This is a genomic window from Tunicatimonas pelagia, from assembly GCF_030506325.1.
Taxonomy (GTDB): Bacteria; Bacteroidota; Bacteroidia; order Cytophagales; family Cyclobacteriaceae; genus Tunicatimonas; species Tunicatimonas pelagia.
Map to the genome: position 1 here is coordinate 6,760,485 of NZ_CP120683.1, position 24,214 is coordinate 6,784,698.

General features: G+C 45.4%; 16 protein-coding genes. 9 read left to right on the forward strand and 7 right to left on the reverse strand.

What is annotated here, in order from left to right; translation table 11 throughout:
• Window positions 1–5: 5 nt before the first annotated feature.
• From P0M28_RS28835 to P0M28_RS28845, 3 genes are all read right to left on the reverse strand, one after another.
• Entirely contained in the window at window positions 6–2,735 is a 2,730-nt protein-coding gene (locus P0M28_RS28835) for a sensor histidine kinase (protein WP_302206972.1), read from the reverse strand.
• A gap of 3 nt (window positions 2,736–2,738) precedes the next feature.
• Window positions 2,739–2,942 (reverse strand): hypothetical protein, encoded by a 204-nt coding sequence (locus tag P0M28_RS28840; protein WP_302206973.1) that lies wholly within the window; start codon window positions 2,940–2,942, stop codon window positions 2,739–2,741.
• 185 nt (window positions 2,943–3,127) lie between these two features.
• The gene (locus P0M28_RS28845) at window positions 3,128–4,621 is read right to left on the reverse strand and encodes a helix-turn-helix domain-containing protein (protein WP_302206974.1); all 1,494 of its coding nucleotides are present in this window, start codon (window positions 4,619–4,621) and stop codon (window positions 3,128–3,130) included.
• 117 nt (window positions 4,622–4,738) lie between these two features.
• Between P0M28_RS28845 and aceB the strand changes: the two genes are divergently transcribed.
• From aceB to fbp, 4 genes are all read left to right on the forward strand, one after another.
• Window positions 4,739–6,343: a malate synthase A gene (gene aceB, locus P0M28_RS28850; protein ID WP_436841352.1), complete on the forward strand. Its 1,605-nt coding sequence runs from the start codon at window positions 4,739–4,741 to the stop codon at window positions 6,341–6,343.
• Between the two features lie 173 nt (window positions 6,344–6,516).
• Window positions 6,517–7,794: an isocitrate lyase gene (gene aceA / locus P0M28_RS28855; protein WP_302206975.1), complete on the forward strand. Its 1,278-nt coding sequence runs from the start codon at window positions 6,517–6,519 to the stop codon at window positions 7,792–7,794.
• Window positions 7,795–7,946: 152 nt separating this feature from the next.
• Window positions 7,947–9,554, forward strand: coding sequence for a phosphoenolpyruvate carboxykinase (ATP) (gene pckA / locus P0M28_RS28860; RefSeq protein ID WP_302206976.1), 1,608 nt, complete (start codon window positions 7,947–7,949; stop codon window positions 9,552–9,554).
• A 202-nt stretch (window positions 9,555–9,756) separates the two neighbouring features.
• Window positions 9,757–10,800, forward strand: coding sequence for a class 1 fructose-bisphosphatase (fbp, locus tag P0M28_RS28865; protein ID WP_302206977.1), 1,044 nt, complete (start codon window positions 9,757–9,759; stop codon window positions 10,798–10,800).
• A 38-nt stretch (window positions 10,801–10,838) separates the two neighbouring features.
• Here fbp and P0M28_RS28870 read toward each other — a convergent pair whose 3' ends face one another.
• The 3 genes from P0M28_RS28870 to P0M28_RS28880 form a co-directional block, all read right to left on the reverse strand.
• A complete protein-coding gene (locus P0M28_RS28870) occupies window positions 10,839–11,573 on the reverse strand; it encodes a hypothetical protein (RefSeq protein WP_302206978.1) in 735 nt (244 codons plus the stop codon).
• Between the two features lie 81 nt (window positions 11,574–11,654).
• Window positions 11,655–12,344, reverse strand: a complete 690-nt coding sequence (locus P0M28_RS28875; RefSeq protein ID WP_302206979.1) for a 3'-5' exonuclease — start codon at window positions 12,342–12,344, stop codon at window positions 11,655–11,657.
• Complete coding sequence (locus tag P0M28_RS28880; protein WP_302206980.1) at window positions 12,341–14,260, reverse strand: DUF294 nucleotidyltransferase-like domain-containing protein; 1,920 nt, start codon at window positions 14,258–14,260, stop codon at window positions 12,341–12,343. The genes P0M28_RS28875 and P0M28_RS28880 overlap by 4 nt, the downstream gene beginning before the upstream one ends.
• Window positions 14,261–14,365: 105 nt before the next feature.
• On the opposite strand from P0M28_RS28880, the gene dnaG reads away from it, so the two are divergent.
• The 3 genes from dnaG (at window position 14,366) to P0M28_RS28895 (ending at window position 19,253) form a co-directional block, all read left to right on the forward strand.
• The gene (gene dnaG / locus P0M28_RS28885; RefSeq protein WP_302206981.1) at window positions 14,366–16,351 is read left to right on the forward strand and encodes a DNA primase; all 1,986 of its coding nucleotides are present in this window, start codon (window positions 14,366–14,368) and stop codon (window positions 16,349–16,351) included.
• A 71-nt stretch (window positions 16,352–16,422) separates the two neighbouring features.
• Complete coding sequence (locus tag P0M28_RS28890; protein ID WP_302206982.1) at window positions 16,423–17,568, forward strand: App1 family protein phosphatidate phosphatase; 1,146 nt, start codon at window positions 16,423–16,425, stop codon at window positions 17,566–17,568.
• Window positions 17,569–17,732: 164 nt separating this feature from the next.
• A complete protein-coding gene (locus P0M28_RS28895; RefSeq protein ID WP_302206983.1) occupies window positions 17,733–19,253 on the forward strand; it encodes a hypothetical protein in 1,521 nt (506 codons plus the stop codon).
• A 267-nt stretch (window positions 19,254–19,520) separates the two neighbouring features.
• Here P0M28_RS28895 and P0M28_RS28900 read toward each other — a convergent pair whose 3' ends face one another.
• Window positions 19,521–19,715 carry a hypothetical protein gene (locus P0M28_RS28900; protein ID WP_302206984.1) on the reverse strand — a complete coding sequence of 65 codons (195 nt, stop codon included), beginning with the start codon at window positions 19,713–19,715 and terminating at the stop codon, window positions 19,521–19,523.
• Between the two features lie 288 nt (window positions 19,716–20,003).
• Between P0M28_RS28900 and P0M28_RS28905 the strand changes: the two genes are divergently transcribed.
• Together P0M28_RS28905 and P0M28_RS28910 are read left to right on the forward strand one after the other, a co-directional pair.
• Window positions 20,004–21,026 (forward strand): sugar kinase, encoded by a 1,023-nt coding sequence (locus tag P0M28_RS28905; RefSeq protein WP_302206985.1) that lies wholly within the window; start codon window positions 20,004–20,006, stop codon window positions 21,024–21,026.
• A 198-nt stretch (window positions 21,027–21,224) separates the two neighbouring features.
• Window positions 21,225–24,134, forward strand: coding sequence for a M16 family metallopeptidase (locus tag P0M28_RS28910; RefSeq protein ID WP_302206986.1), 2,910 nt, complete (start codon window positions 21,225–21,227; stop codon window positions 24,132–24,134).
• Window positions 24,135–24,214 lie beyond the last annotated feature (80 nt).

The window sequence follows — 24,214 nt, forward strand, 5'->3', positions numbered from 1 at the left end:
CTATTTTAATGCGATAATTTCTTGTTAACAGGTGGCGTAGGCAGGGTAAATGAAAACTTAGCCCATTGACCGGGTTCACTTTCTACCCATAGTTTGCCCTGGTGATGCTCAATGATTTTTCGGCTGATGGTAAGTCCTAAACCACTACCTACGGGCTTTTTAGTAGTTTGGTTATGAGCCTGAAAAAAGCCTTCAAAAATCATTTCCTGGCTCGTAGCCGGAACGCCTTTACCATTGTCTATAACGTTCACTTTTACCATATTATCTACTAGGTAAGACGAAATCCGCACCTGTCCGTTGTCCGAATCGCAAAATTTAATAGCATTGGAAATCAGATTGAGTACTACTTGCATTAGGCGGTCGTCATCGGCTTGCACCAGAGGCAAGTTAGGCGATAAATCAGTCTTTAGCGCAATACTTTTCTCTTTCAACACCTGAGAAACACTTTTGATGGCATCCTGAATAATGCTATTGATGTCTGTTTTGCTTAGATCTAACTGTTGTTTTCCCGATTCAAATTTTTCTAAGTCTAGCACTTGATTGATTAGTCGCTCCATCCGGTCGGTTTCTCTAATGATCGTACTTAAAAACTGATCTTTTTCTTCGTCAGACAATTCAGGGGAGTCCTGAAGAATTTCGCAAAATGCCCGAATAGAAGTAATCGGAGTACGCATCTCGTGGGTAACGGTAGAGATAAACTCATCTTTCAGATGGTCAATTTTTTGTAGTTCCTGATTAGCTCGCTTAAGCTGATGACCTATTTTTTCTAGCTCCTGCGATTTTTGTTTCAGCTCCTGATTGGCATACACCAACTGCTGGGATTCATTTAGTACTTGAAACAAGTCTTCTAGCATTAGCTCGTCTTTACGCACTACCGACATAACCATTACGTGGGCCGATGCCGAACCGATCACTCCCGCTAAAAGCCGTTCGGCGAAGCTCACTAATCGGTAATCTCCTTCAGTTGGGTAGCTTGTTTGGCTCTCATGATAAAAAGATTTTAGTGAGGCTTCTGTTCTGCTCTTGCCCAAAAATTTGGTCAGTAGCTCTTGAATACGGGCTAAATGTACTACCTGTTTTCCCCCTACCGAAGCAGTACTTTGGGGCGAGTAACGAAAAATATCAACGAATAGCTCAGCTTGCTTACGTTCACTGGCAGTGGCTTGCGTGAATAACGATACTACTAAGTAACATCCGGTATTGAGTAATAAACTCCAGAAGATAGCTTGGGAGAGGGGAGAGAAACTCGTCAATCCAAATAACGACTCGGGTCGTAAAGCAGAAAAACCAAATAGTCCCTGATTGAGCAGGTTAGGGGAGAGTAACTGGGCTTGTACAATAGTGGGTAGCACCAGCGTATAAAGCCAGATTCCAAATCCTACCAACAATCCGGTATAAGCTCCCTGTCGCGTACCTTCTTTCCAAAAAATGCCACCCAGCAAGGGGGGGGCAAGTTGGGCTACAGCTACAAAGGAGATAATGCCAATAGATACCAAAGAAAACTGGTCGCCAATCGACTTGAAGTATAGATAGGCCAGCAATAAAATTCCAACAATCGTTAGGCGGCGACTATTCAGCAAAGCCCGGTTGATACTTCTTCGCTTTAATTCGTGCACCGCCTTTCCAGAGAGCCAGATAGGAACCAGCAAATTGTTGTTAACCATTGTGCTAAGGGCAATGGTAGAGACAATAATCATACTGGTGGCGGCTGACAGACCACCCAAAAATGTAAAAATTATCATAGCATTTGCCCCGTAGTACTGAGGGATTGCTAGCACGTAAGTGTCAGCATCAATGCCCTGATCTTGAAATAATAAATTGCCTCCCAGCGCAATTGGTAAAACAAATAGGTTAATTAAAATGAGATAAAGAGGAAAGAGCCAAGTGGCCCGAAGCAGGTGTTTTTCGTCTACATTTTCCTTCACAGCTACCTGAAATTGGCGGGGAAGCAGAAATATCGCTAACATAGCCACCAGCGTTAGCCAAAACCAGTCGGCGTACTGGCCTTCGTCGAGCGTAAATAGTGTGCGTAACGAAGGAAGTTGGCTGGCCTGGTGAAATATATCTCCGAATCCATCATACACTCCGAAAGTAACGTAGGCACCTACCGCTATGAAAGCGACCAACTTGAATAATGATTCAAAAGCAATGGCGGTAACCATTCCCTCATGACGTTCGGTAACATCTACGCGCCGGGTACCAAATAAAATGGCAAACCCAGCCAAGGCAATTGTAATAAATAGCGCAGGGTTACTAGTTAATCCGATTAAGGTACCCCGCTGGCTGGGACTATCTAGCAAAATATCAATACTGGCCGCAATGGCTTTTAGTTGAATAGAGATGTAGGGCAGCACTCCTAAAATACATATTACGGTCACCAAAATACCCAGGCGAATATCGTTGCCGTATCGTACCGAGATAAAATCGGCTAAGGTGGTAATTCGCTGTACTTTACAAATTCGGATAATCTTACGCAGTACCACCCACCAGAGCGGAGCCATGAGAGTTGGACCAAGGTAGGTAGTTAGAAAAGTAACGCCCTGCTGGGCAGCCTGCCCTACACTTCCGTAGTATGTCCAGGCGGTACAAAAAACTGCTAGCGAAAGTGAGTAGATGTAAGGGTTACTTACCAGACTACGGCCTCGTCGGGTTTGTCGCTCACCAAGGTAGGCAATTCCGAAAAGTAACGCCAGGTATAAGATCGAGCTTATGAGAATTAGCCACTGCAAACTCATAAGCTACGGTTTAAGCCTGTTATTTTCCAGTAAAATTCCTAAGAGCACCGTCATCAGTACCCAAGTACCAAAAATGTAAAGGTAAAGCTGCGGAATATCTAGCACGGTTGCTCTTTGATTAGCAATAGAAATCAGAGGGTACTGTAACAGTAGCAAAAATACTGTGAAAATAATAAGTAAGGCTGATTTCAGGGTAGGTTGTTGCATGTTAATGATTAGTGAGTAATGAATGATGATTAATAATCAATGAGCAGTGTGCAATTAAAAGTGAGCCATCGCACGATGAATAATAGAAAATGAGAAGCATTTAGCAAGGAGCTTGCAGCAGAGAGTAATGCCTTTGGTTACCTCGCATCAGGAGCCCAGCCATTGAACAATTCAGCTATTAATCATTAATCATTATCCATTATCCGGTCGAGTTCTTTCTGTACCGCAGCTCTGCGCTTTTCCTTTTCGATGACAATGGGCGGAGCCATGCGTACCTGACAATCCGCAATGGCGCAACGCTCGCAAGTAGTATGAACGGTTTTTGTCACTAAATTCGGGTCGCTCAAAAACTGAATCTGCTTTTTTAGCTTACTATCAATCAAAAAGCCTACAGTTACGCTGATGCTTTCGTCGGGATTAGATTCATTCGATTTGGCAATAGAAAGGCACAAATACTGGTTCGCTGTTTTCCAGTACTTAGAGATTTGGGTGCCGGCCATTACGTGGTGGTTGGGCTGCAAACGCTGCTGACTACGTAAAGCTTTAATAATATTAATTGAAATCCACCGGTGGCAGTAGTGTTCATTTAGCTGATTCGCGTGCGGACTGTGAAACTGAGAGAGGTGCAACTCTTTGGTAAGCTCGTAGTTTGAAAAGTTATCAGTACCGACGAAGCGCAAGAAAAACACATTTTTAATACCGAAGTACGTTGGCAGAATATTGGTGAGCCGCTGGAACAACATTTCGGGCGTAGCCTCGTATTTTTTCAAGAATTGAAGTAAAACAGCTTCATTCCACTTTCGCAAACGGGCAAAACGCGTAACATCCTGAATAACTACCTTTTTTTCCATCAGCAAGGCAGCAGCGAAGTAAGATGCGCGGTAATTATTCAGTAGCTCTTCAAAGGTGCCCGGGGCTTGGGGCGGTGTTTCCTGCGGACGTTCTTCTATTGCTAAGTACTGAAATGCTAGCTCTCGGGCCATTAGAAAATTTTCTTGCGCCCGAGTAAGTCGCTGATTAATCAGCAGCAACTTTCGTTTAGTGTGGTACAGCGAACGAACGTGCTGAAGAATAGGGTGCTGGGTTAGCTCGGTACGGTCAATCTGTACCCCGAAGTGTTCCTTCAAAGCGATTTCCAGCGATTGTGATACCACAGGTACGGCAGTAGGGAAAGAGTATTCTACCCGAAATTGAGCTACGGATGCTTCTATATCCGGAAAGTAATTATCGTACAAGTCTTGGTAAGCCCGTAAAGCTACTCCGTAAAATTGCTCCGTTCGCATTTCGTAGTTTCGGGCCAACTGAAGCAGGGTGCTTAAGAAAGCGTTAATCTTTTCTGGTGCCGCAGAAATTAGTTCAATAATTTTTTGAGCATCCAATCCAAACATCTCCAGCGGAAATTCGCGGAAGAATTCAGACTGCATTACGCGGACTATTGGTGCCAAACGTTTAGAAACCCGCAAGGAAACCAATTGATCGTATTCTACCCCCAATGCTTGAGCTAATTGCAAAATTTTATCACCCTTAGGGTACTTTTTACCCTTCTCAATTTCGCTTAAATAAGAAACAGACAGGCCAGTGGCGGCTGAAAGCTCTTGAAATGATAAATCATTTTCTAGACGTAACTCTCTGACTTTCAGTCCAAAAATAAATTTTAGGCTGCTTTGCTCATCAATCATACTGAAAAATAAAGAAAATTTGTGAAAAAATATTATTAGCGAAATTTCGCTGAATGAAAAAATTTACTATATTTGTATTGTTCGCTAACTATTTAGAACTTAGAAAACTGAACCGTTATGCAAGAGACTGTAGAAAATACCACCCACGAAGCCATGACCATTACTGCGAACATAACTAATGCTTATGCTGAAATTCTTACCTCGGAAGCTACTGAATTTTTAGTACAGCTACACCGTCAGTTCGATGCCGAACGACAGAGCTTATTAGCTAAGCGGGAAGAGCGACAAGCAGCGATTGATGCAGGTACTTTACCTGATTTTCTTTCCGAAACCAAAGAAATTCGTGAGAGCGACTGGACGGTGGCGAAGCTGCCCGAAGACTTACTCGACCGACGGGTAGAAATTACTGGGCCAGTAGATCGGAAGATGATTATCAATGCGCTGAACTCCGGAGCCAATATGTTTATGGCTGACTTGGAGGATAGTAACTCACCCTCCTGGAAAAATATCATTGAAGGGCAAATCAATTTGCGCGATGCCGTTCGCCGAACTATTTCGTTCACTAACCCCAAAAATGGAAAAGAGTATTCCTTGAACGATGAAGTTGCCACATTGCTGGTTAGACCGCGTGGATGGCACTTACTCGAGAAGAATATCTTGGTAGATTGCGAACCCATGAGCGGTAGCTTGGTCGACTTTGGCCTGTATTTCTTTCATAATGCGAAGTATCTATTGGAAAATGGCAGTGGCCCGTACTTCTATCTTCCTAAGATGGAAAGCCACCTGGAAGCTCGGCTGTGGAATAAAGTATTTGTCTTTGCTCAAGACCATCTGAATATTCCGCAGGGCTCGATTAAAGCTACAGTGCTGATCGAGACTATCTTGGCCAGCTTTGAACTGCACGAAATTCTGTACGAACTACGGGAGCACTCGGCAGGACTAAATTGCGGTCGCTGGGACTATATTTTCTCCTTCATCAAGCGGTTCCGTAACCGTCCGGGCTTTGTATTGCCCGATCGTTCACAAGTTACTATGAGTGTATCGTTTATGCGAGCGTATTCGCTGCTGGTTATTCAAACGTGTCACCGTCGCGGCGTGCACGCGATGGGTGGAATGGCGGCTCAAATTCCGATTAAGAATGACGAGGAGGCCAACCAGCGAGCCATAGAAAAGGTTCGACAAGATAAACTTACTGAGGTGCAAAACGGTCACGATGGTACTTGGGTGGCCCACCCCGGACTAGTATCGGTAGCGAAAGAAATATTTGACGAGCATATGCCGACTGAAAATCAGATTGGTAAAAAACGTGATGATCTCACTATTCAAGCCACAGATTTGATCGAGCTGCCCGAAGGTACAATCACCGAAAATGGGTTGCGAATGAATATTAACGTGGGCATTCTCTACGTGGAAAGCTGGCTAAGGGGCAACGGAGCTGCTGCGATCTATCATCTGATGGAAGATGCCGCTACGGCTGAGATTTCCCGAACCCAAATTTGGCAGTGGATTAAGAATGAGGCAAAGTTAGACGATGGACGCACTATTACCTACGAACTATACGAGCAACTAAAAGCGGAAGAGCTAGAAGAAATTAAGGATTATCTAGGAAAAGAAGCGTACCACCAAGGTCGCTTCCCGGAAGCTATCGACATCTTCGATCGGCTTGTTTACAGCAAAGATTTTATTGAGTTTCTCACCGTACCTGCTTACGAACTGATCTAAGCAGCCAAGTAAAAGTCGCTACTAAATGTAATAGTCAACGGAGCACATTTCCCTAAGCTGTGCCTGGGAGCTTCGTTGCAAAAATATAATCGCTAAATCGGCGATACTGGGAATGGTATTTCCCATTTCTAAAATTACTCAATCAATTTAATACACTTTTAAACGTGAAAACTATGGAAACCTCCAACACCCCCAATCTGCTGCAAGACTGGACTACAAACCCTCGCTGGAAGGGCATTGAACGCCCGTACACTGCCGAAGATGTACTAAAGCTACGGGGTTCGGTAAACATTGAGTACACGCTAGCCCGAAACGGCGCTGAGAAGTTCTGGAAAAAGCTAACCTCACAACCATTTATCGCCGGACTTGGTGCCCTCACTGGTAACCAAGCAGTACAGGAAGTAACCGCCGGACTGGAAGCAATCTACCTTAGTGGCTGGCAAGTGGCTGCCGATGCTAATCTGGCGGGTGAAATGTACCCCGATCAATCATTGTACCCCGCCAATTCTGTTCCTAGCGTTGTAAAGCGAATCAACAATGCTTTGCTTCGTCGCGATCAGATTCAATCAGTAACTGGCGAAAGCGATATTGATTGGATGGTTCCTATCATTGCGGATGCTGAAGCAGGATTTGGTGGAAACCTGAATGCTTTTGAATTGATGAAATCATTGATAGAAGCGGGAGCAGCGGCAGCTCACTACGAAGATCAGTTATCCTCAGCCAAAAAATGTGGCCACTTGGGTGGAAAAGTACTGGTACCTACCCAAGAAGCCATTAATAAACTGGTTGCTGCCCGCCTAGCTGCCGACGTAATGGGAGTTCCTACGGTACTTATCGCCCGAACGGATGCTGATGCCGCCACGCTAATTACTTCCAATATTGATGAGAGCGATCATCGTTTTATCACCGGAGAGCGCACTAGCGAAGGGTTCTTTCATGTGAACAATGGTATTGAGCAGGGTATTGCCCGCGGACTGTCTTACGCCCCGTACTCCGATCTGATTTGGATGGAAACATCTAACCCCGATCTAGGGTATGCCCGCGAGTTTGCGGAAGCGATTCACGAAAAATATCCGGGTAAAATGCTAGCGTACAATTGCTCTCCTTCCTTCAACTGGGCGGCCAATTTGAGTCAGGCCGAGATGGAAACGTTCCGAGAAGAGCTAGCCGAGATGGGATACAAATTCCAGTTCATTACACTAGCTGGTTTCCACGCGCTGAATACTTCTATGTTTGAGTTATCCAAGGCATACCGAGAACGAGGTATGGCGGGCTACTCCGCACTACAAGAGCGGGAGTTCGCTCTGCAAGGAGATGGCTTCCGAGCCGTAAAGCACCAAGCATTCGTAGGAACGGGCTACTTCGATGCTATTCAAAATCTGGTACAAGGTGGAAAATCTTCTACCACTGCCATGGAAGGTAGCACCGAAACCGCTCAGTTTACCCAATAGAAAATGAATGATGAGTAATGAATAATGAATGATAAAGCAGTGGGCTTAGAGTAGGAGGGGGAGTCTCCTAGTATCAGTCCCATTGCTTACAGCCATTACTCATCAATCATCACTCACTATACACTATTAAAGATATAACCATGACTGATGTAATGAATTCTCCATCCGTAAAAGCGAATCGTGATGTAAGTCTTATTGAGCGAATTCCTCCGATTAATCTTCGCTATCAGCTTTCGCCTACTGAATTGGTAGAAGAAGCCTTGGAAAATAAGGAGGGACAACTAACGAGTACCGGAGCACTGATGTGCGACACTGGACAGTTTACTGGGCGCTCGCCCAAAGACCGTTACTTGGTTAAAGATGCAATAACCGAGAATGAAGTGTGGTGGGGCGACATCAATCAACCTTTTGACCCGGATAAATTTGACAGCTTGCAACAACGTATGGTAAAGGAGTTGCAAAATAAGAAGGTGTACGTACGCGATGCTTACGCTTGTGCTGAATCGGCTTACCAACTCAACATCCGGGTGTTTACTACCCAAGCGTGGCATAATCTGTTTTGCTACAATATGTTTCTCCGACCAACTGAAAGCGAGTTGCAGGCTTTTGTACCCGAGTTCACTATTATTCATATTCCGGAATTCAAAGCTAACCCCGAGACAGACGGCACGCGACAGGAGAACTTTGCTATTATCAACCTGAAAAAGAATATGATTCTGATTGGGGGCACAGGCTACGCGGGTGAGATAAAAAAAGGAATTTTTTCGGTACTGAATTTTCGGTTGCCCCTACGAGAAAAGGTACTATCTATGCACTGCTCAGCTAATCAGGGTAAGAAAGGCGATACTGCGCTCTTCTTTGGCCTGTCTGGCACGGGTAAAACCACCCTTTCAGCTGACCCGGATCGCAACCTTATTGGGGATGATGAGCACGGTTGGGCTGAAGACAGTATCTTTAATTTTGAAGGTGGTTGCTACGCCAAGGTGATTGATTTAACCCACAAGAAGGAACCCGAAATTTACGATGCTATTCGCTACGGTGCCATTGTAGAAAATACCCGATTTCATACCGGCACCCGAGAAGTGGATTACGCCAACATTTCTGTTACACAGAATACGCGGACATCCTACCCTATTCATCATATTGATAATGCCTTAACTCCTTCCACCGGAAGTATTCCTAATAATATTTTCTTCTTGACTTGCGATGCTTTTGGGGTGCTGCCGCCAATTTCCCGGTTAAGCAAGGGGCAAGCAATGTACCACTTTATTTCGGGTTACACGGCTAAAGTGGCGGGTACTGAGGAGGGGGTGAAGGAGCCTCAAACTACCTTCAGTGCCTGCTTTGGGGCTCCGTTTTTACCGCTACACCCTACCGTTTACGCCCGAATGCTGGGTGAGAAGATGGATGAAAGCCAAGTGAATATCTGGCTAGTAAATACTGGCTGGTCAGGTGGTGCCTACGGAGTAGGGGAGCGAATCAGGCTATCGTATACCCGAGCTATGATTACCGCAGCGTTGAACGGCGACCTAAATCAAGTAGGCTTTCGGAAACATACCATTTTTGGAGTAGAAATTCCGAACTCTTGCCCGGGAGTGCCGCATAAAGTACTAAGTCCCAGGGTAATGTGGAACGATGATGAAGTTTTTTATCAAACCAGTAACCGTCTGGCGCAAGCGTTTATAGATAATTTTGCTCAATACCAAGAATACGCCGACGACGAAATTATGTCAGGAGCTCCCCATCTTCATAATGAATAATGAATGATGATGAATGCCGCCGTGGAACGGAGCAATTAGCAAATTTACGAGTTCTGAGTTTGGAAAAGCAGTGCATCAAAAATAAATTCCGGTCTCCGGTCTCCGGTCTCCGGTCTCCGGTCTCCGGTCTCCGGTCTCCGGTCTCTATCTTTTCAACCACGTTCCGCAGCAGCCCAAAACCTAACCCCTAACCCCCAACAAAATGAATGTATATCCAATAAAAACCGAAGCCAATTCTTCTCAGCAGCTAGGTCAGCCCGTTGGGGTGACGCTGGATAGATTTATTAAGCGAAAGGAAGGTGAGTTCCCTTATGCTAGTGGTGAGCTTTCTCAGCTCCTGCGGGATATTGCTTTGGCAGCGAAAATTGTTCACAAAGAGATCAGCCGTTCGGGATTACTCGGGATTGAAGGAGCCTTTGGACGAGAGAATGTGCAGGGGGAATCTCAGCAAAAGCTAGACGTAATTGCGAACATCCGCTTTACCCGCGCATTTCGCAATGGGGGAGAAGTCTGCGCCATGATTTCGGAAGAAGACGAATTACTCATTCCTATGAATCAGGATGCTAGCTACATTGTCGCTATTGATCCGCTCGATGGTTCGTCTAACATCGACGCTAATGTTTCTATCGGGACCATTTTTTCTATCTATCGACGTAAGTCTCGCCGAGGTACGAAGGTGAAGAACGAAGACTTGCTACAGGCCGGAAGTGAGCAAGTAGCAGCGGGCTACGTACTCTATGGGTCATCTACCATGCTGGTGTATACCACGGGCTGCGGAGTGAATGGGTTTACCTACGAACCCTCACTGGGTGAATTCTTTCTATCGCATCCAGATATTAAAACTCCCAAAGATGGAAAGTTGTATTCCATTAATGAAGGCAACTACCATCAGTTCGACCGGGGCATCCAGGAATACATCAAGTTTTGCTACCGACGGGAAATGTCATCACGGTATATTGGTTCGCTAGTTGCGGACTTTCACCGGAATCTGTTGAAGGGGGGCGTTTATCTGTATCCACCTACCCGTACGAACCCTGACGGTAAACTTCGCCTCATCTACGAGTGCAATGCGCTGGCATTTATTGTAGAGCAGGCAGGCGGACAAGCCACAGATGGTAAACGCCGGATACTAGATTTGCAGCCCAACTGTCTGCACGAGCGAACGCCTCTCTTCATTGGCTCCGAACTGCTGGTGAATGCTCTCAAAAATTGCCTGATCACTGATCTACGGCCTACCGGAAGCTAAGCTCGCGAGATTTCTTTTTATAACTGCGTAACGTTAGTTTATAATTTACTTGCAACCCCGATTTCTTCTAGATCAGATTTAAGTCTGTCTATATCTTGTAAATCGGGATTTAACTCATTCACTACCCCCTCAGTAATGGGCTGTTGATTATAGATGGATTTAAGCGATTCTAAATCTAATTCGTCTAATTCGTAGTACTCTATTGCCCAATCCCGGTAGGTAACTGGATCGCCATCTAGTAATGCCAACAGGTCTTTGGAACCATCAGAATAATCGTCTTCGGGAAAGGTAATATCTCCAATCGCCCATTCACGATCATCACGACTCGCCCAAATACAAAAAGTGGTTCCTATACTTCGGACGGGTTCTCCAAATATAAATTCTTGAAATGCCTGGGGCAATCCACTAGTTACCCCGCTCCAAATATGTTGAATGCGTTCAGTCTTTGGCGGTGTTTTTCTGCCAATTATTCTTTGAAATAAGCTTTTCTTCTCCTCAGTTTCAAGCTGTTGCCAGCCATTCATAGAACTCTCATGGGCAAATCCATTGATTACCGTTCCCTGGGGACTAAAAAGAATGAGCATTTGATCTCCTTGACCGTTTCTTATTTCACAACACTCTTCCTTTTCACTCCACTGCTTTTGATAAGAAAAATATCTGTCCTCCCATTCAGGGCATAATATTGCTTCAATCGCTGATATTGACTTGCATATTCGTTGCAGTTCAGTCGGATTGGGTAAAGCATCCAAATTCTTTGTGGAAGGTCTTTGCATAACTATTCTTATCAATTAATGGAATAACATCGCTATAAAATACGTATCGTAACGAGAGAGAGTTTATAAGAAAAATTTCTATTACCCCAGTAGTTGCCGATAGGTACGAACACCTCGTTGTTCGGCTTGCGCTAGTAGTTTTAACAAAAGTTGGGCGGTGAGTAAGGCATCGCCGGCGGCAGTGTGCCGATCATTAGGAGCAATATCAAAACGTTGACAAAGGTGATCCAGGCTGTAGTGAGCTGGGTTTTGGGCTTCGGGTATGGTATTAAAGCGATCAAGGCGTTGAGCCAGTTGGGCGGTATCTAGTACCGTATTACGGAGTCGCACTTTGTACTGACCGAAATGACGGCGGAGTGCCTCATTGATAATCTGCTGGTCGAAAGCAGCGTGGTGGGCTACTAGAACCGAGTTCTCAATAAATAATAACCATCTTTGTAATACTTCCACTTCTGAAATACCATCGGCCAGAAAATTCTGAGTGATACCGTGTACCGCCACTTGTGCGGAAATATCTACATCTTGGTGCCGAAGGGTAAACTCCAGGCTTTGATCAACCCAAATGGCTCGCTGCTGTACTATTACTGCTCCTAATGATAGCCAAGTATCTTTCTGTGGGTTAAGTCCGGTAGTCTCGGTATCAAATACCACAAAGCGGATTTCCCGAATAGACTGTTTAGTATCGAGCTTAGCCCGACTCGCTCGTTGGTACTGGACAATGAAGTCGGGTGGGGGAGTAGCTGGGAGGGATGAACGACGGAACCACTTCATCGGCGAAAGTAGTCTAACTGGAAATGATGACGTAGCACTTGTTGAACATCTCGGATTATCCCAAAGATAGATCGAAGCATTTCGCGTTCTAAGTGGCTTAATGCTGCTGGGTCAATGTAACGACCTGAATCATGTTGGCGAAAGCCTTCCCTCGCTCGAAGTTGCATCAGTTCGTTGTAAGCATTAACCGCTTCTTGGTAGAGTGTAGCGCGAGACGCATCAGTAGCTGCTACTTGTTCTAAGCGTTGTTGAGTGTTACTGGTATTGAGTACTTGGGCTTCGTAAGCCAATACTCGGGCAGCATCAATGAGTGGCATCATCGCCCGTCGTTTAATATCGAAACTATCTTTGTGCTCTCCGCCCTTTTCTACCATAAATTTTCGGAAGAAACTCAGCGGGGGTGGGTTGAGTAGCGCGTTATTGGCCATATGATGCATAAATAGTGATCGGGTTTCCATTTGGCTAAAAATAAACTCCCGAAGATTATTAGCTAAAGTAACCTCTCCGGCAGTAGCCCGAAAGTCAAAGAAGATAGCGGCGTGCAGCAAAGCCTCAGTGTCAGGCACTTGAATCCAGTGACCGAATTGCTTTTTCCAATCACTCAATGACATACACCACCGGGGGTTGCTCGCCATCATATCGGCTGGGCAAGGGGCAAAGCCACATTCTTGTAATGTATTTACTACCCGCTTAGCTAACTCCAGGTAATACGCACAGGTACTTACTGCCATTTCTCCTGAGGGATCTTCGTACACCAGCGCACTATCTTGGTCGGTGCGAAGTAACTGCTCTCCTCGGCCTTCACTGCCCAGAGAGAGCCAACAGAAACAAGCTCTTGGCTTAGAAAAACCCTCCTCGGCTAAAGCCACTTCTGCCCAAGCCACACTCTTAGCAATAAGCGTATCGTTAATAACCGTAATAAGAGAAGCTACCGTACGAATAGCTACGCCCTGCTTAATCTGCTGCTGTACCATCATTTCGGCTCGTTCGCGCACGTCGATAAGGGCAGCAATATTCTCCGCCTTATGCACTTCTCGCTGAATAATGGCCGGATTATTTTCCTGAAGTAGGAGCAAATCGTGATTGGTTACCATTCCCACGGCTGGGCTATCCGTTGTGCCATCTTCAGTAATGCATATGTGGTGAACATTGTGTTGCATCATGCGGACGAGCACCTCGGCTACGCTCTGATGTTGCCCGGCAGTAACAACGGGTTGGCTCATCACATCGGATACCGGAGTCTCTAGTGGAACTTTTCCAGTTGCAACCCAGTCGCGTAGATCAGTATCGGTTACAATGCCGATGGGGTGTTGTTGAGCACTGCTAATGACGATGGAACCTACTCGCCAGCCTGACATTTGCTGAGCTGCGTATTGTAAACTTTCGTTAGCAGAGCAGGTCAGTAATTGCTGAAACGAGGTGCGGGGAAACGGCTGGGCAAGCGGATCGGTAAAACCGGGAGCACTATCGGCAGAGAAGGCCAATTTATCTTTGGTGGCCGATGCGGTAGTTTGGTGAGCCAGCCCTGCTGCAAAGAATAACGCCACCTGAGGGTTATCAGTAAGAGCCGGGCGAAACTGCTCTACGGGAATAGCGTAGAGCAACGTTTCTTCTTGGGGCTGGGCACTGAGTGCATAGTTTTGCTGAGTGATGAGAGAACGTACTCCAAACACGTCACCCTCCCCGCAGCGGTCAACCAATTCGTTTTTTTGCAATAGGTTCACGGCCCCTTGCTTTACCATAAAAAAGTGGGTGGCCGGCGAATCTCCTTCCTGAAAAATAATCTCCTCAGGTTGGTAGTACCGAATTTGCGTTAGACTAGCTAATTTCTTCACTAAATCGATTGAGCAGTAGCTGAACGGAGGATGTTCTTTAAGAAACTCATAGACCCGAAGTTGAATAGTGTTAGACGGCATAAGGCGGCGTAGTAGTAACTGTTCTAGAAAGTAGTATAAAAAGGGTAAAGCTGCAAAGCAACTCTCTACTTATCTTCTTACATTTGGTCAGTAAATCTACGCTCTATGATTCCGCAGGAAGTTATCGATGAAATCAAGTCGCGCACCGATGTGTTAGAGGTAGTCGGTGACTACGTGAACCTGAAAAAGAACGGGAGTAATTTTCGGGGCTACAGTCCTTTTAACAATGAGCGTACGCCGTCTTTCTACGTAGTGCCCTCCAAGGGTTTTTTTAAGGATTTTAGCTCCGGCAAAGCCGGTGATGCTATTACCTTTTTAATGGATGCTGAGGGGATGAGCTACGTAGAGGCAATCAAGCACCTGGCTAAAAAGTACGGCATTGATATTCCCGAAGAAGAAGCAACCGATGAAGAGCTAGAGGCTCGTAACGAACGCGATAGCGTGTTCATTGTGATGAAATACGCAGCGGAGTACTTCCAGAAGAATTTGTGGAAACACGAAGAAGGGAAGAGTATTGGCTTAACCTACTTGCGTGAGCGGGGTTTTAGCGATGAGATTATTGAGACTTTTTCGCTGGGCTATAGTCTTGATCAGTGGGACGGACTGATGCAGTCGGCTCTGAAGAAGGGCTATCAAAAAGAATATCTGGCCAAAGCCGGGCTGATTATCCAGAAAGAAGAGAGTAATAAAGAATATGATCGCTTTCGGGGACGGGTAATGTTTCCGGTACACAATATTTCCGGGCGGGTGCTGGCCTTTGGCGCGCGAGTGCTCGGTAAGGCCGATAAGCAGCGGAATGCCGCCCAACCCAAGTACATTAACTCGCCCGAAACGCTGATCTATCACAAATCTGATGTGCTCTACGGGTTGTACCAAGCCAAGCAGTACATCCGGCAGGAAGATAATTGCTATCTGGTAGAAGGCTACACTGATGTTATCGCCCTCTATCAGGCCGGAGTGCGAAATGCGGTGGCTTCATCAGGAACTTCCCTTACGCAGGAGCAAATCCGGCTGATTGGTCGCTATACCCAGAACGTGACGGTGCTCTTTGATAGCGATCCTGCCGGACTGAAGGCATCTTTCCGTGGAATCGATATGATTTTGGAAGGAGGTTTACAGGTGAAAGCTGTTACTTTACCCGAGGGCGACGACCCCGACAGCCTCTCCCGACGGATGAGTGCTACCGAACTACAAACGTATCTGAAAGAGCACCGTGCCGACTTTATCAGCTTTAAGACCCAAGTATACCAGCGCGAAGCTGAGCACGATCCAATCCGCCAAGCCGAACTAATTCGGGAGGTGGTTGCTAGCATTGCTAAAGTTCCCGATCCCATTCAACGGCAGGTGTACGTGAAAGCAACCAGCACTCAACTGGAGATTGATGAACAGACGTTGGTAACTGAGATGAACAAAATTCATCGTCAGCAGGCTCGCACCTCTCAACGCCGGGATATGCTGATGGAAGAGGAAACTCAATCTGTTCCGGAATCGGAATTAGTAGCACCTAAAAAAGACATTGCTAATGTTCAGCCCAGTATTTACTTTAAAGAACGAGAAATAATTCGGGTGCTGGTACTGTACGGACAGCAGCCCATTCAAGTGCAAGAAAGTGAGCCTGCTACTGAAGGTTCAGAAGAGGCCTTGGAAATTGTGAAGGTGTACGATTATATCTACTACGAGCTAGAAGACATAACAATACAAACACAAACATACGCTGAGATTTATCAGTTTTACCGAGAGCAAACGCTCGCCGGGGCTACCGTTACCGAAGCTTGGCTGGTGGAGCACGGCTCGGAAGAAGTCAAAAAGGAAGTAATAGATTTAGTGGTTGATCACTACGTACTCAGTGAAAACTGGGAGCTACTGCACGAAATCTTCGTGACCCGTGAACAAGACATTCTGCACCAAGTGATTCAACGGGGTATTCTAGAACTGAAGTTTGCGTATTTGGGGCAATTAATGGGCGAGCAACGCCAGAAACTGAAAGAGACTACTGACGAAGTAGATCAGTTTCAAATTTTGAAGAACTGTCAAATGCTTAAGCAGTCGCAACAGGAAATTGCCAAGGTGCTGGGTATTGTAGTAGGCTAAACAATTTCGCCTCGGGCAGTCTTTCTTTACTGTATTCCATTTTTTGAACTAATCTGCTAGCAATTTGACACATGAAAGATGACCATAGCGATAAAAATTCACTTCTGAAGTTTCTGAGTAAAGCGGATGACATACTAGACCAAAAGAAGTTTGCCTTTAAAAAGCGGTTTAATCTGATTGATCCCGTAGCCATTCAACCCTACCGAGGCTTTGGTAATTCGGAGCAGATAACTATTAGTGGCCGGGTCTTAGAAGATGAAGGAATTGGTGAGTCGCTTAAGACCGATACCAAGTGGCGTAACATGGTCTCTATGTACAAACGTTTCAATAGCGATGAAATTCCGTTTGCTCGTTTACGGGCTACCTTTCAAGGGCAAGAGCAGGAGGTGCAGTCTGATGGTGAAGGCTATTTTCACCTAAATTTTCCGGTAGATAGCACCAAGCTTGCGCCCAACGAACTTTGGCATCCGGTGCAGTTGGAGTTGATGGATCAGATTGTGGAGAAGCAACCGGAAAAAGTAAAAGCCACGGGCGAGGTGCTAATTCCTGATGCCAAAACAGAGTTTGGCGTAATATCCGACGTAGACGATACTATTCTAATATCGGAAGTAAACCAGCTTTTTCGGGTAATTAAACTTTCTTTAACCGAAAATGCATTGACCCGCTCGCCATTTGAGGGAGCTGCTGCCTTTTATCGGGCACTAGCCAGGGGGCAAAGTGGCAACCGTCACAACCCGTTTTTTTACGTATCTAGCAGCCCTTGGAACCTGTACGATGTGTTGGCAGATTTCTTCGAGGTGAATCGTATTCCGAAGGGGCCGATCATGCTACGCGATATTGGTATTGACCCTCGTAAATTCATTAAAGAATCACACCACGAGCATAAGCCCGTCAAAATTCGGAGTGTTCTGGATACGTATCCTCAACTAAAGTTCATTCTAATTGGCGATAGCGGCCAGCACGATCCGGAAATATATAAACAGGTAGTAAAGGAGTATCCAGGCCGAATTTCAGCCATCTATATTCGGGATGTAACCAAAACTGGTCGTGATACCGAGATTGATATTATTACTGAAGAATTGACTAATCACGGAGTTGAAATGCTGCGCTGTGCTGATACTGCCGCTGCGGCTCGCCACGCCGTAGAAAAAGATTTTATTCCCACTTCGGTACTTACCAATATTAAGCAGGAAAAAGAAAAAGATCACTCAAGGTGAAGGGTAAAATAGTAGAGAGATAAGAAGTAGAAAGTGAGTTCGTATTTTTAAATCAAAGGATAAAGCCTATTATCATACGTAGGTTATAATAAGTGTCTTTTTGAAACTGTAGGTTGTTACCGTGGTAGGAATGTTGTAAAGCCTTCTCATAAACAAAAATGAGAATGACAATCAAACAGGTCAGCCTATTTTGTATGACCATGCTACTCAGTATACTATCGTCTTGCGGAGATGATGATAGTGCGAATCCATCCAGCGGTGGTCAAAGCTTACGTTTAAACGGAGAGACGGATATACAGCTCAATTATGCTGTATTGGAGGGCTTAATCTCTACAGGCTCTCATTATAGCTATATGCTTTCTCTCTTCGACCAGCAAATTGATTATCAGAATCTTGCTGCTGAATTACCTAATGTTCAGGCCTTTCTTCGTTTTAACTTCTTTTCAGCATGTCCTGAAAGTATAGGTCTTGGTGAGTACAAGTTTGTTAGTACTTCGGACATGACGGTAGGAAGGCTACCGGAATCAGGATATTTTACAAGTTCAAGTGCCCTTACCCGATTGGACGATAATGGGACACCAACGCTGCTTCAGGTCAATGAAGGAACGGTACGTATATTGGCCAGTGAAGCAGTAGACCCTTCCAGCGATCAAGCTAAACTGGAGGTTGAGTTTGATGTAGTACTTTCGGATGGGTCAACATTGGCGGGGACTTACCGCTCATCAGTAGAGCTTGCTACCGATGTGGAAATTTTAGAAGAAGGGGAATGTGAAGGCTCAGATACAAATACTGATGGGTCGGAAGGGTTTGAAGCTAATGGACAGCAGTTGAATATCATTGATGGTGTCATATATGATCTAGGGGCAAATAGTACACATAAGGAATACTACGTATTGATGTCATCTGAGCAAATCGATCCAGACAATGCGGCATTTACTGAGGGAGAAACCCATTTCGAACTTGTGTTATACAGCGAAAGCGAAACAGAGTTAAACGAAGGACGCTATGATTTCAGTGATGTAACAGTACCCCGAAACTATCTGGGAACGGGTACGCTGTTACTAGACTTTGATCCACTAACCGCAGTATCGAGCGGATGGGTAAACATTAGCCGATCGGGTCAGCTCTATACGATAGAGGTGGATGTTGAGTTTGAAAGTGGGAGGGATGTAAGAGGTAGATTTACCCATGATTTCGAGTTAGTTGAAGACATACTTCCTGATAATTCTTTTACATGGAATGAAAGTGATTTTGAGATTGAAGAGTTAGTTATTCAAGATGTAGGGTATAATGGGTCTGATTATCAGATTAATTTTTATCTGCTAACTGGAGATTACGAATCATTAACTTCTGAGTCAGATTATCAAGGTGTTACTTTCACCACTTACTCTGTGAGTACCGAAGGGCTGGTTCCGGGCGACTTCAAACTCATTAATTCTTCGGATACCCCCCCGGCTACCGGAAACTTTGCCTTATCCTTGGTGTATGACAATCTTTCGGAGCGGGAGAATGAGGCCGTATCGGGCAATCTTGAAATTGATTATGATGCTGATTCGGATACTTTTAGACTCTTATTTACTAAAACTATATCCGAGAATAGCGTAGTTGAAGGTTACTACGAGGGGACATACACCGTAATACCACCAGATGCCTCCGGTGGTAGAAAAATGACTTTTAGGAAATAGACCGTATATTAGAACGAAGTAGCTATTCGTAGCACATAAGAACCATGAAAGCTGTGGGTCACTATGAAAGGGGCAGTAGTACTAACTACGCATTAAAATCAATTGATCCGCAGTTTTTTTATAATCTCCTAAGTACGCATATGCTGACGAACAAGGGTAGCTTTGATAGCTACTGAGTTCTATTGAGAATTCTATCTCATTATCTTAGCAAACCCAGGGGTGAAGGGTAGACAGTAAGAATAATAAATATACCCTTCAATTCTATGATTAGCGGCGTCGGAATGCGGTAGTGTGGCGGTTAAATAGCTTGCGGAATTTACCAGTTTCCATTCCCGAGAAAGGAGTCGTACTTCGTCGTATTCCCAATCGCTCGTTCAGTTGTAGAGTGCTTTCGGAGTAGGGGATAGCAGCGAACTCAGTGTCAATTAATAAAGCGGGGTTGTTATTTACTTGCGTTGTCATAATTGTTAAATTTTTGGGTAAACGTTGAGACGTAAAATCTTGCGTCTTTGCAATAGTATGTTTCAACTGCTGTGCCAAACGCTCAGAAGTGCCTAAAACGGCTTTTTTAGCTGTTTTTACCAAATATGCTGTCCGTTATCGAACACATGGCGTGCATTCGTGGACAGGAAAGGTGGATGAATCTGAACTTTTACAGTTGATACAGCACAAACAAACGTTCGGGAGGCTTTGGCATCAATAGAATCTTTCGTTATTTCATCTTTTTAACCCTGAATCACCAGTATTTTTATGAGTCGTGTAGTTTGTTTCGGCGAGGTTCTGCTTCGCCTTTCCCCTCTCAACGGCCACGAGCGAATTGCCCAAACCAATGAGCTGAAAGTAGAGTATTCGGGTGCGGAGGCCAACGTGGCGGCTTCGCTATCGCTGATGGGGCATCAAGTTAAGTTTATTACCAAGCTACCGTCGCACGTACTGGGCAATGCGGCTATTCGGGCCGTTCGGGAGTATGGAGTAAATATGAATGGAGTAGCCCGAGGCGGTAAGCGCATTGGCACATACTTTATTGAGCACGGCTCAACCATCCGACCTACCCGAATTATTTACGACCGAGAGCACTCCGCCATCGCCGATTCTGAACCGAAAGATTTTGACTGGCCCGAGCTTTTACAAGAACAAGCGTGGTTTGTTTCCACCGGTATTACTCCGGCTCTCTCCCCTAATTGTGCGAAAGCCTGTTCCGAAGCATTGATTACCGCCAAAGAGTTAGGTGTGACTACGGCCTTTGATTTGAATTTTCGGCGTAGCCTGTGGTCATTGGAAGAAGGTAGAGCAGTTTTGCAGCCGATGCTGGAACACGTAGATGTGCTATTTAGTAATATTGGTTCGTCGGCCGATGTGTTGGACATTCACCCGACTAAGCGCGGTGAAAGTTGGGAAGATTTAGTTGCTTCAACCTGGGAGACAGCGGAGAAATTAATGGAACACCGGAAATTTAAATGGATTGCCCTGACCGTACGAGCCCATCATTCGGCTACGGAAAACGATTGGGCTGGCATTCTTTACGATGGTACCCATCGCTATGAAAGTCGTAAGTATCGATTTCAAATTGTTGATCGTTTGGGAGGGGGGGATGCCTTTATGGCCGGAATTATTCACGGAATTAGCCAAAACTGGGACGGGCAAAAAACAGTGGAATTTGCGGCGGCAGCCTCCGCCCTCAAACATACTATTCCGGGCGATGTTAACATCTCCAGTGAGGAAGAGATTTTAGAAGTAGCCGAAGGAAATACATCGGGAAGAGTGAAACGGTAGGGACAGAGCGCAGAACGCGTGGGGTAGAAAAAAGAAGTTTACTTCAAGCATTTGCTCCACCCGCCTTGCCCCATGCCCCCAGCTCCTCGCCCACTGCTTGTTAACTTCCGTTACATCAGAATTAATCTTCTTCAAATACGTTCATTAGCAGAATGCTTTGTATCTTCAATAGATTATTTAATACCTAAACTCAGAAATATGTTCAACAGACAAACAATGGGAGTATTGTCGGTTATTTTCGCTTGGGTACTCACTACGGGGTACGCACAGGAAGTAGCAATGACTAGCGACCTGGAACTTTCTAACGAAATTCCAACCACCGATAAGGTGAAAATTGGTAAGCTAGACAATGGCTTAACCTACTACATCCGACAAAATAGCCGTCCCGAAAATCGGGTGGAACTGCGTTTAGCCGTAAACGCCGGGTCTATTCTGGAAAATGATAAACAACTGGGGCTAGCGCACTTCTTAGAGCATATGGCCTTTAACGGTACCGAGAATTTTGAAAAAAACGAACTAGTAAGTATTCTTCAGTCTGCCGGAGTTCGCTTTGGGGCGCACCTGAACGCCTACACCAGCTTTGATGAAACCGTTTATATGTTGCGGCTACCTACCGTCGATACTACCTTAGAAAAAGGGCTACAGATTCTAGAAGACTGGGCCGGAGGGCTGAGTCTCGATGGGGAAGAAATTGATAAAGAACGCGGAGTAGTTATTGAAGAGTGGCGAATTGGACAAGGTGCTCAGCAGCGAATGCGGGATGAGTATTTTCCTAAGCTGCTCTACGGTTCGCGCTACGCCGAGCGATTGCCAATTGGAACCAAAGAGGTGCTAGAAAACTTCGACTACGCTACCTTAGAAAGCTTCTACCAAGACTGGTATCGTCCTGATCTGATGTCAGTAATTGTGGTGGGCGATATTGACCCGCAGCAAATGGAGCAGGAGATAACGGAGCGTTTTGGTGATTTAGAAAACCCGGCTCAGGCTAGAGAGCGCCAACTGTACGACATACCGTACCACAATGACACCAAAGTATCGGTAGTAACCGATCCGGAGGCTACCTTCAACCAAATTATTCTTTTTTATAAGGATAAAGAAATGCCTGAAGAGCAGGAGACGATCCGGGATTTTCGGGAGTCATCCGTGCATAGTCTGTTTACTGGAATGCTTAACGAACGCTTGGCCGAGCTAACCCGCGAAGCCGATCCGCCTTTTATGAATGCCAGTGCCTATCACGGTACCGTACTGCGAACTAAAGAAGCGTATCAGTTATTCGCCATTGTGCCGGAAAATGGCATTGAGCGTGGTATGAAAACATTGCTGGAACAAAACGAGAAAGTGCGCCAGTACGGATTCACCCAAACTGAACTGGATCGATACAAGAAGCAAATTCTCACTCGCTACGAGAAAGCCTACAATGAGCGGGAGAAAACCGAATCGGAACGCTACGCGGCCGAGTACATCCGAAACTTCTTACAAGATGAGCCGATTCCCGGTATTGAATTCGAGTACGAGTTTATGAAAGAATATCTACCGGGCATCACGTTAGAGGAGGTAAATAAGCTGGCTGAAGAGTGGATAAATAATGAAAACCGAGTAGCTGTGGTAATGGCTCCGGAAAAAGATGGCGTAAGCGTTCCTTCGGAAGAAGAAGTACGCACCATTCTTCAGGAAATGGAAAATGCGGAAGTAACGGCTTACGAAGATGAGGCGGTGGCCAGCTCACTCATGGAAACTATGCCCGAAGCAGGAAGTATTACCGAAGAGAACGTGCTCGACAAAATTGGTACTACCGAACTTACGCTTTCTAACGGAGTGAAAGTGGTGCTAAAACCTACCGATTTTAAAGATGATGAGATTCTGATGACTGCCTCTAGTCCCGGAGGTCATTCGGTATATGACCTGGAAAAGTACTACTCAGCGGTAAATTCCGATGGGTTGGTAGCCCAAAGTGGAGTGAAAGATCTTTCCGCTACCGCACTAGATAAGTACTTGGCTGATAAAAACGCTAGTGTTTCGCCGTTTATCGGAACATTAACCGAAGGTTTTTCGGGTAATAGTACTCCCAAAGATGTTGAAACCCTGCTTCAGCTTACGCACTTGTACTTTACTACTCCTCGTCAAGATCAGGAAGCTTTTCAGTCGTTCATCTCCCGTAATAAAGCAATTTATGCGAACCTGCTATCCGACCCACGTTACTACTACCAAGATAAGTTATCGCGAATTCTGTCGCAGGATAATCCTCGGGGTGGGGGATTTCCTACCCAAGAAGATTGGGAAAAAGTAGAGTTTGAAGAAGCCTACGCAGCCTACAATGATCGCTTTGCCGATGCTAGTGATTTTACTTTTTTCTTTGTGGGTAAGTTTGATGTAGAAGAAATGAAGCCAATGGTTGCTCAGTATCTGGGCAGCTTACCGGCTACCAATCGGGAAGAGAGCTGGAAAGATTTGGGCATTCGCCCTCCTTCGGGAGTAGTAGAAGAAAAAGTGTACAAAGGCACCGATCCCAAAAGCATGGTGAATATTACTTTTACTGGCGAGCTTGACTACAATCGAGAGGAGGCCTTTGAACTGAATGCCTTAGTGCAAGCCCTAAATATTAAACTAATTGAAGAGATACGGGAGAAGAAGAGTGGGGTGTACGGCATTGGAGCGAGAGCCAATCCTTCTAAATATCCCTACGAGCATTATTCAATTACAGTGAGCTTCCCTTGTGCTCCGGAAAACGTAGAAGACCTGTCGGAAGCCGTATTTACCGAGATCAAGAAGATGCAGGAAAACGGTCCAATGGAGAAAGATTTGCAGAAAGTGAAAGAAACTCAACGGCGGGATATGGAAACTAATCTTAAAGAAAATCGCTACTGGTTACGAACACTTCAGCAAGCGTATTTTCGTGATCAGAATCCCGAAAAAGTGCTAGATTACGAGGAAGCAATCGATAGCTTAACTGCTGAAGGTTTGAAAGAGACGGCTAACAAGTACTTCAACTTCGATAGCTATATAAAAGTAGCCTTATTCCCGGAAGAAGGCACCTCATCGGATGATGCCCCATCGGATGATGCTGCTAGCGAAAGCACGGAGAAGAAGCCCGCTGGCTCCGGTCAGTAAATCAGGCTTACTCAATTAATAACTATTCACCCGAGGCTCTGCTTCGGGTGTTTTTGTTTGCGGATAAGGTTCTTGCCTTA

What these genes read in the sequence shown, in the direction of transcription:
- fbp (WP_302206977.1), top strand. Translation starts at nt 9,757, where the DNA reads ATGAATGTATATCCAATAAAAACCGAAGCCAATTCTTCTCAGCAGCTA.
- P0M28_RS28870 (WP_302206978.1), bottom strand. Translation starts at nt 11,573, where the DNA reads ATGCAAAGACCTTCCACAAAGAATTTGGATGCTTTACCCAATCCGACT.
- P0M28_RS28895 (WP_302206983.1), top strand. Translation starts at nt 17,733, where the DNA reads ATGACAATCAAACAGGTCAGCCTATTTTGTATGACCATGCTACTCAGT.
- P0M28_RS28840 (WP_302206973.1), bottom strand. Translation starts at nt 2,942, where the DNA reads ATGCAACAACCTACCCTGAAATCAGCCTTACTTATTATTTTCACAGTA.
- aceA (WP_302206975.1), top strand. Translation starts at nt 6,517, where the DNA reads ATGGAAACCTCCAACACCCCCAATCTGCTGCAAGACTGGACTACAAAC.
- P0M28_RS28880 (WP_302206980.1), bottom strand. Translation starts at nt 14,260, where the DNA reads ATGCCGTCTAACACTATTCAACTTCGGGTCTATGAGTTTCTTAAAGAA.
- pckA (WP_302206976.1), top strand. Translation starts at nt 7,947, where the DNA reads ATGAATTCTCCATCCGTAAAAGCGAATCGTGATGTAAGTCTTATTGAG.
- P0M28_RS28910 (WP_302206986.1), top strand. Translation starts at nt 21,225, where the DNA reads ATGTTCAACAGACAAACAATGGGAGTATTGTCGGTTATTTTCGCTTGG.
- P0M28_RS28835 (WP_302206972.1), bottom strand. Translation starts at nt 2,735, where the DNA reads ATGAGTTTGCAGTGGCTAATTCTCATAAGCTCGATCTTATACCTGGCG.
- P0M28_RS28875 (WP_302206979.1), bottom strand. Translation starts at nt 12,344, where the DNA reads ATGAAGTGGTTCCGTCGTTCATCCCTCCCAGCTACTCCCCCACCCGAC.
- P0M28_RS28845 (WP_302206974.1), bottom strand. Translation starts at nt 4,621, where the DNA reads ATGATTGATGAGCAAAGCAGCCTAAAATTTATTTTTGGACTGAAAGTC.
- P0M28_RS28900 (WP_302206984.1), bottom strand. Translation starts at nt 19,715, where the DNA reads ATGACAACGCAAGTAAATAACAACCCCGCTTTATTAATTGACACTGAG.
- P0M28_RS28890 (WP_302206982.1), top strand. Translation starts at nt 16,423, where the DNA reads ATGAAAGATGACCATAGCGATAAAAATTCACTTCTGAAGTTTCTGAGT.
- aceB (WP_436841352.1), top strand. Translation starts at nt 4,739, where the DNA reads ATGCAAGAGACTGTAGAAAATACCACCCACGAAGCCATGACCATTACT.
- dnaG (WP_302206981.1), top strand. Translation starts at nt 14,366, where the DNA reads ATGATTCCGCAGGAAGTTATCGATGAAATCAAGTCGCGCACCGATGTG.
- P0M28_RS28905 (WP_302206985.1), top strand. Translation starts at nt 20,004, where the DNA reads ATGAGTCGTGTAGTTTGTTTCGGCGAGGTTCTGCTTCGCCTTTCCCCT.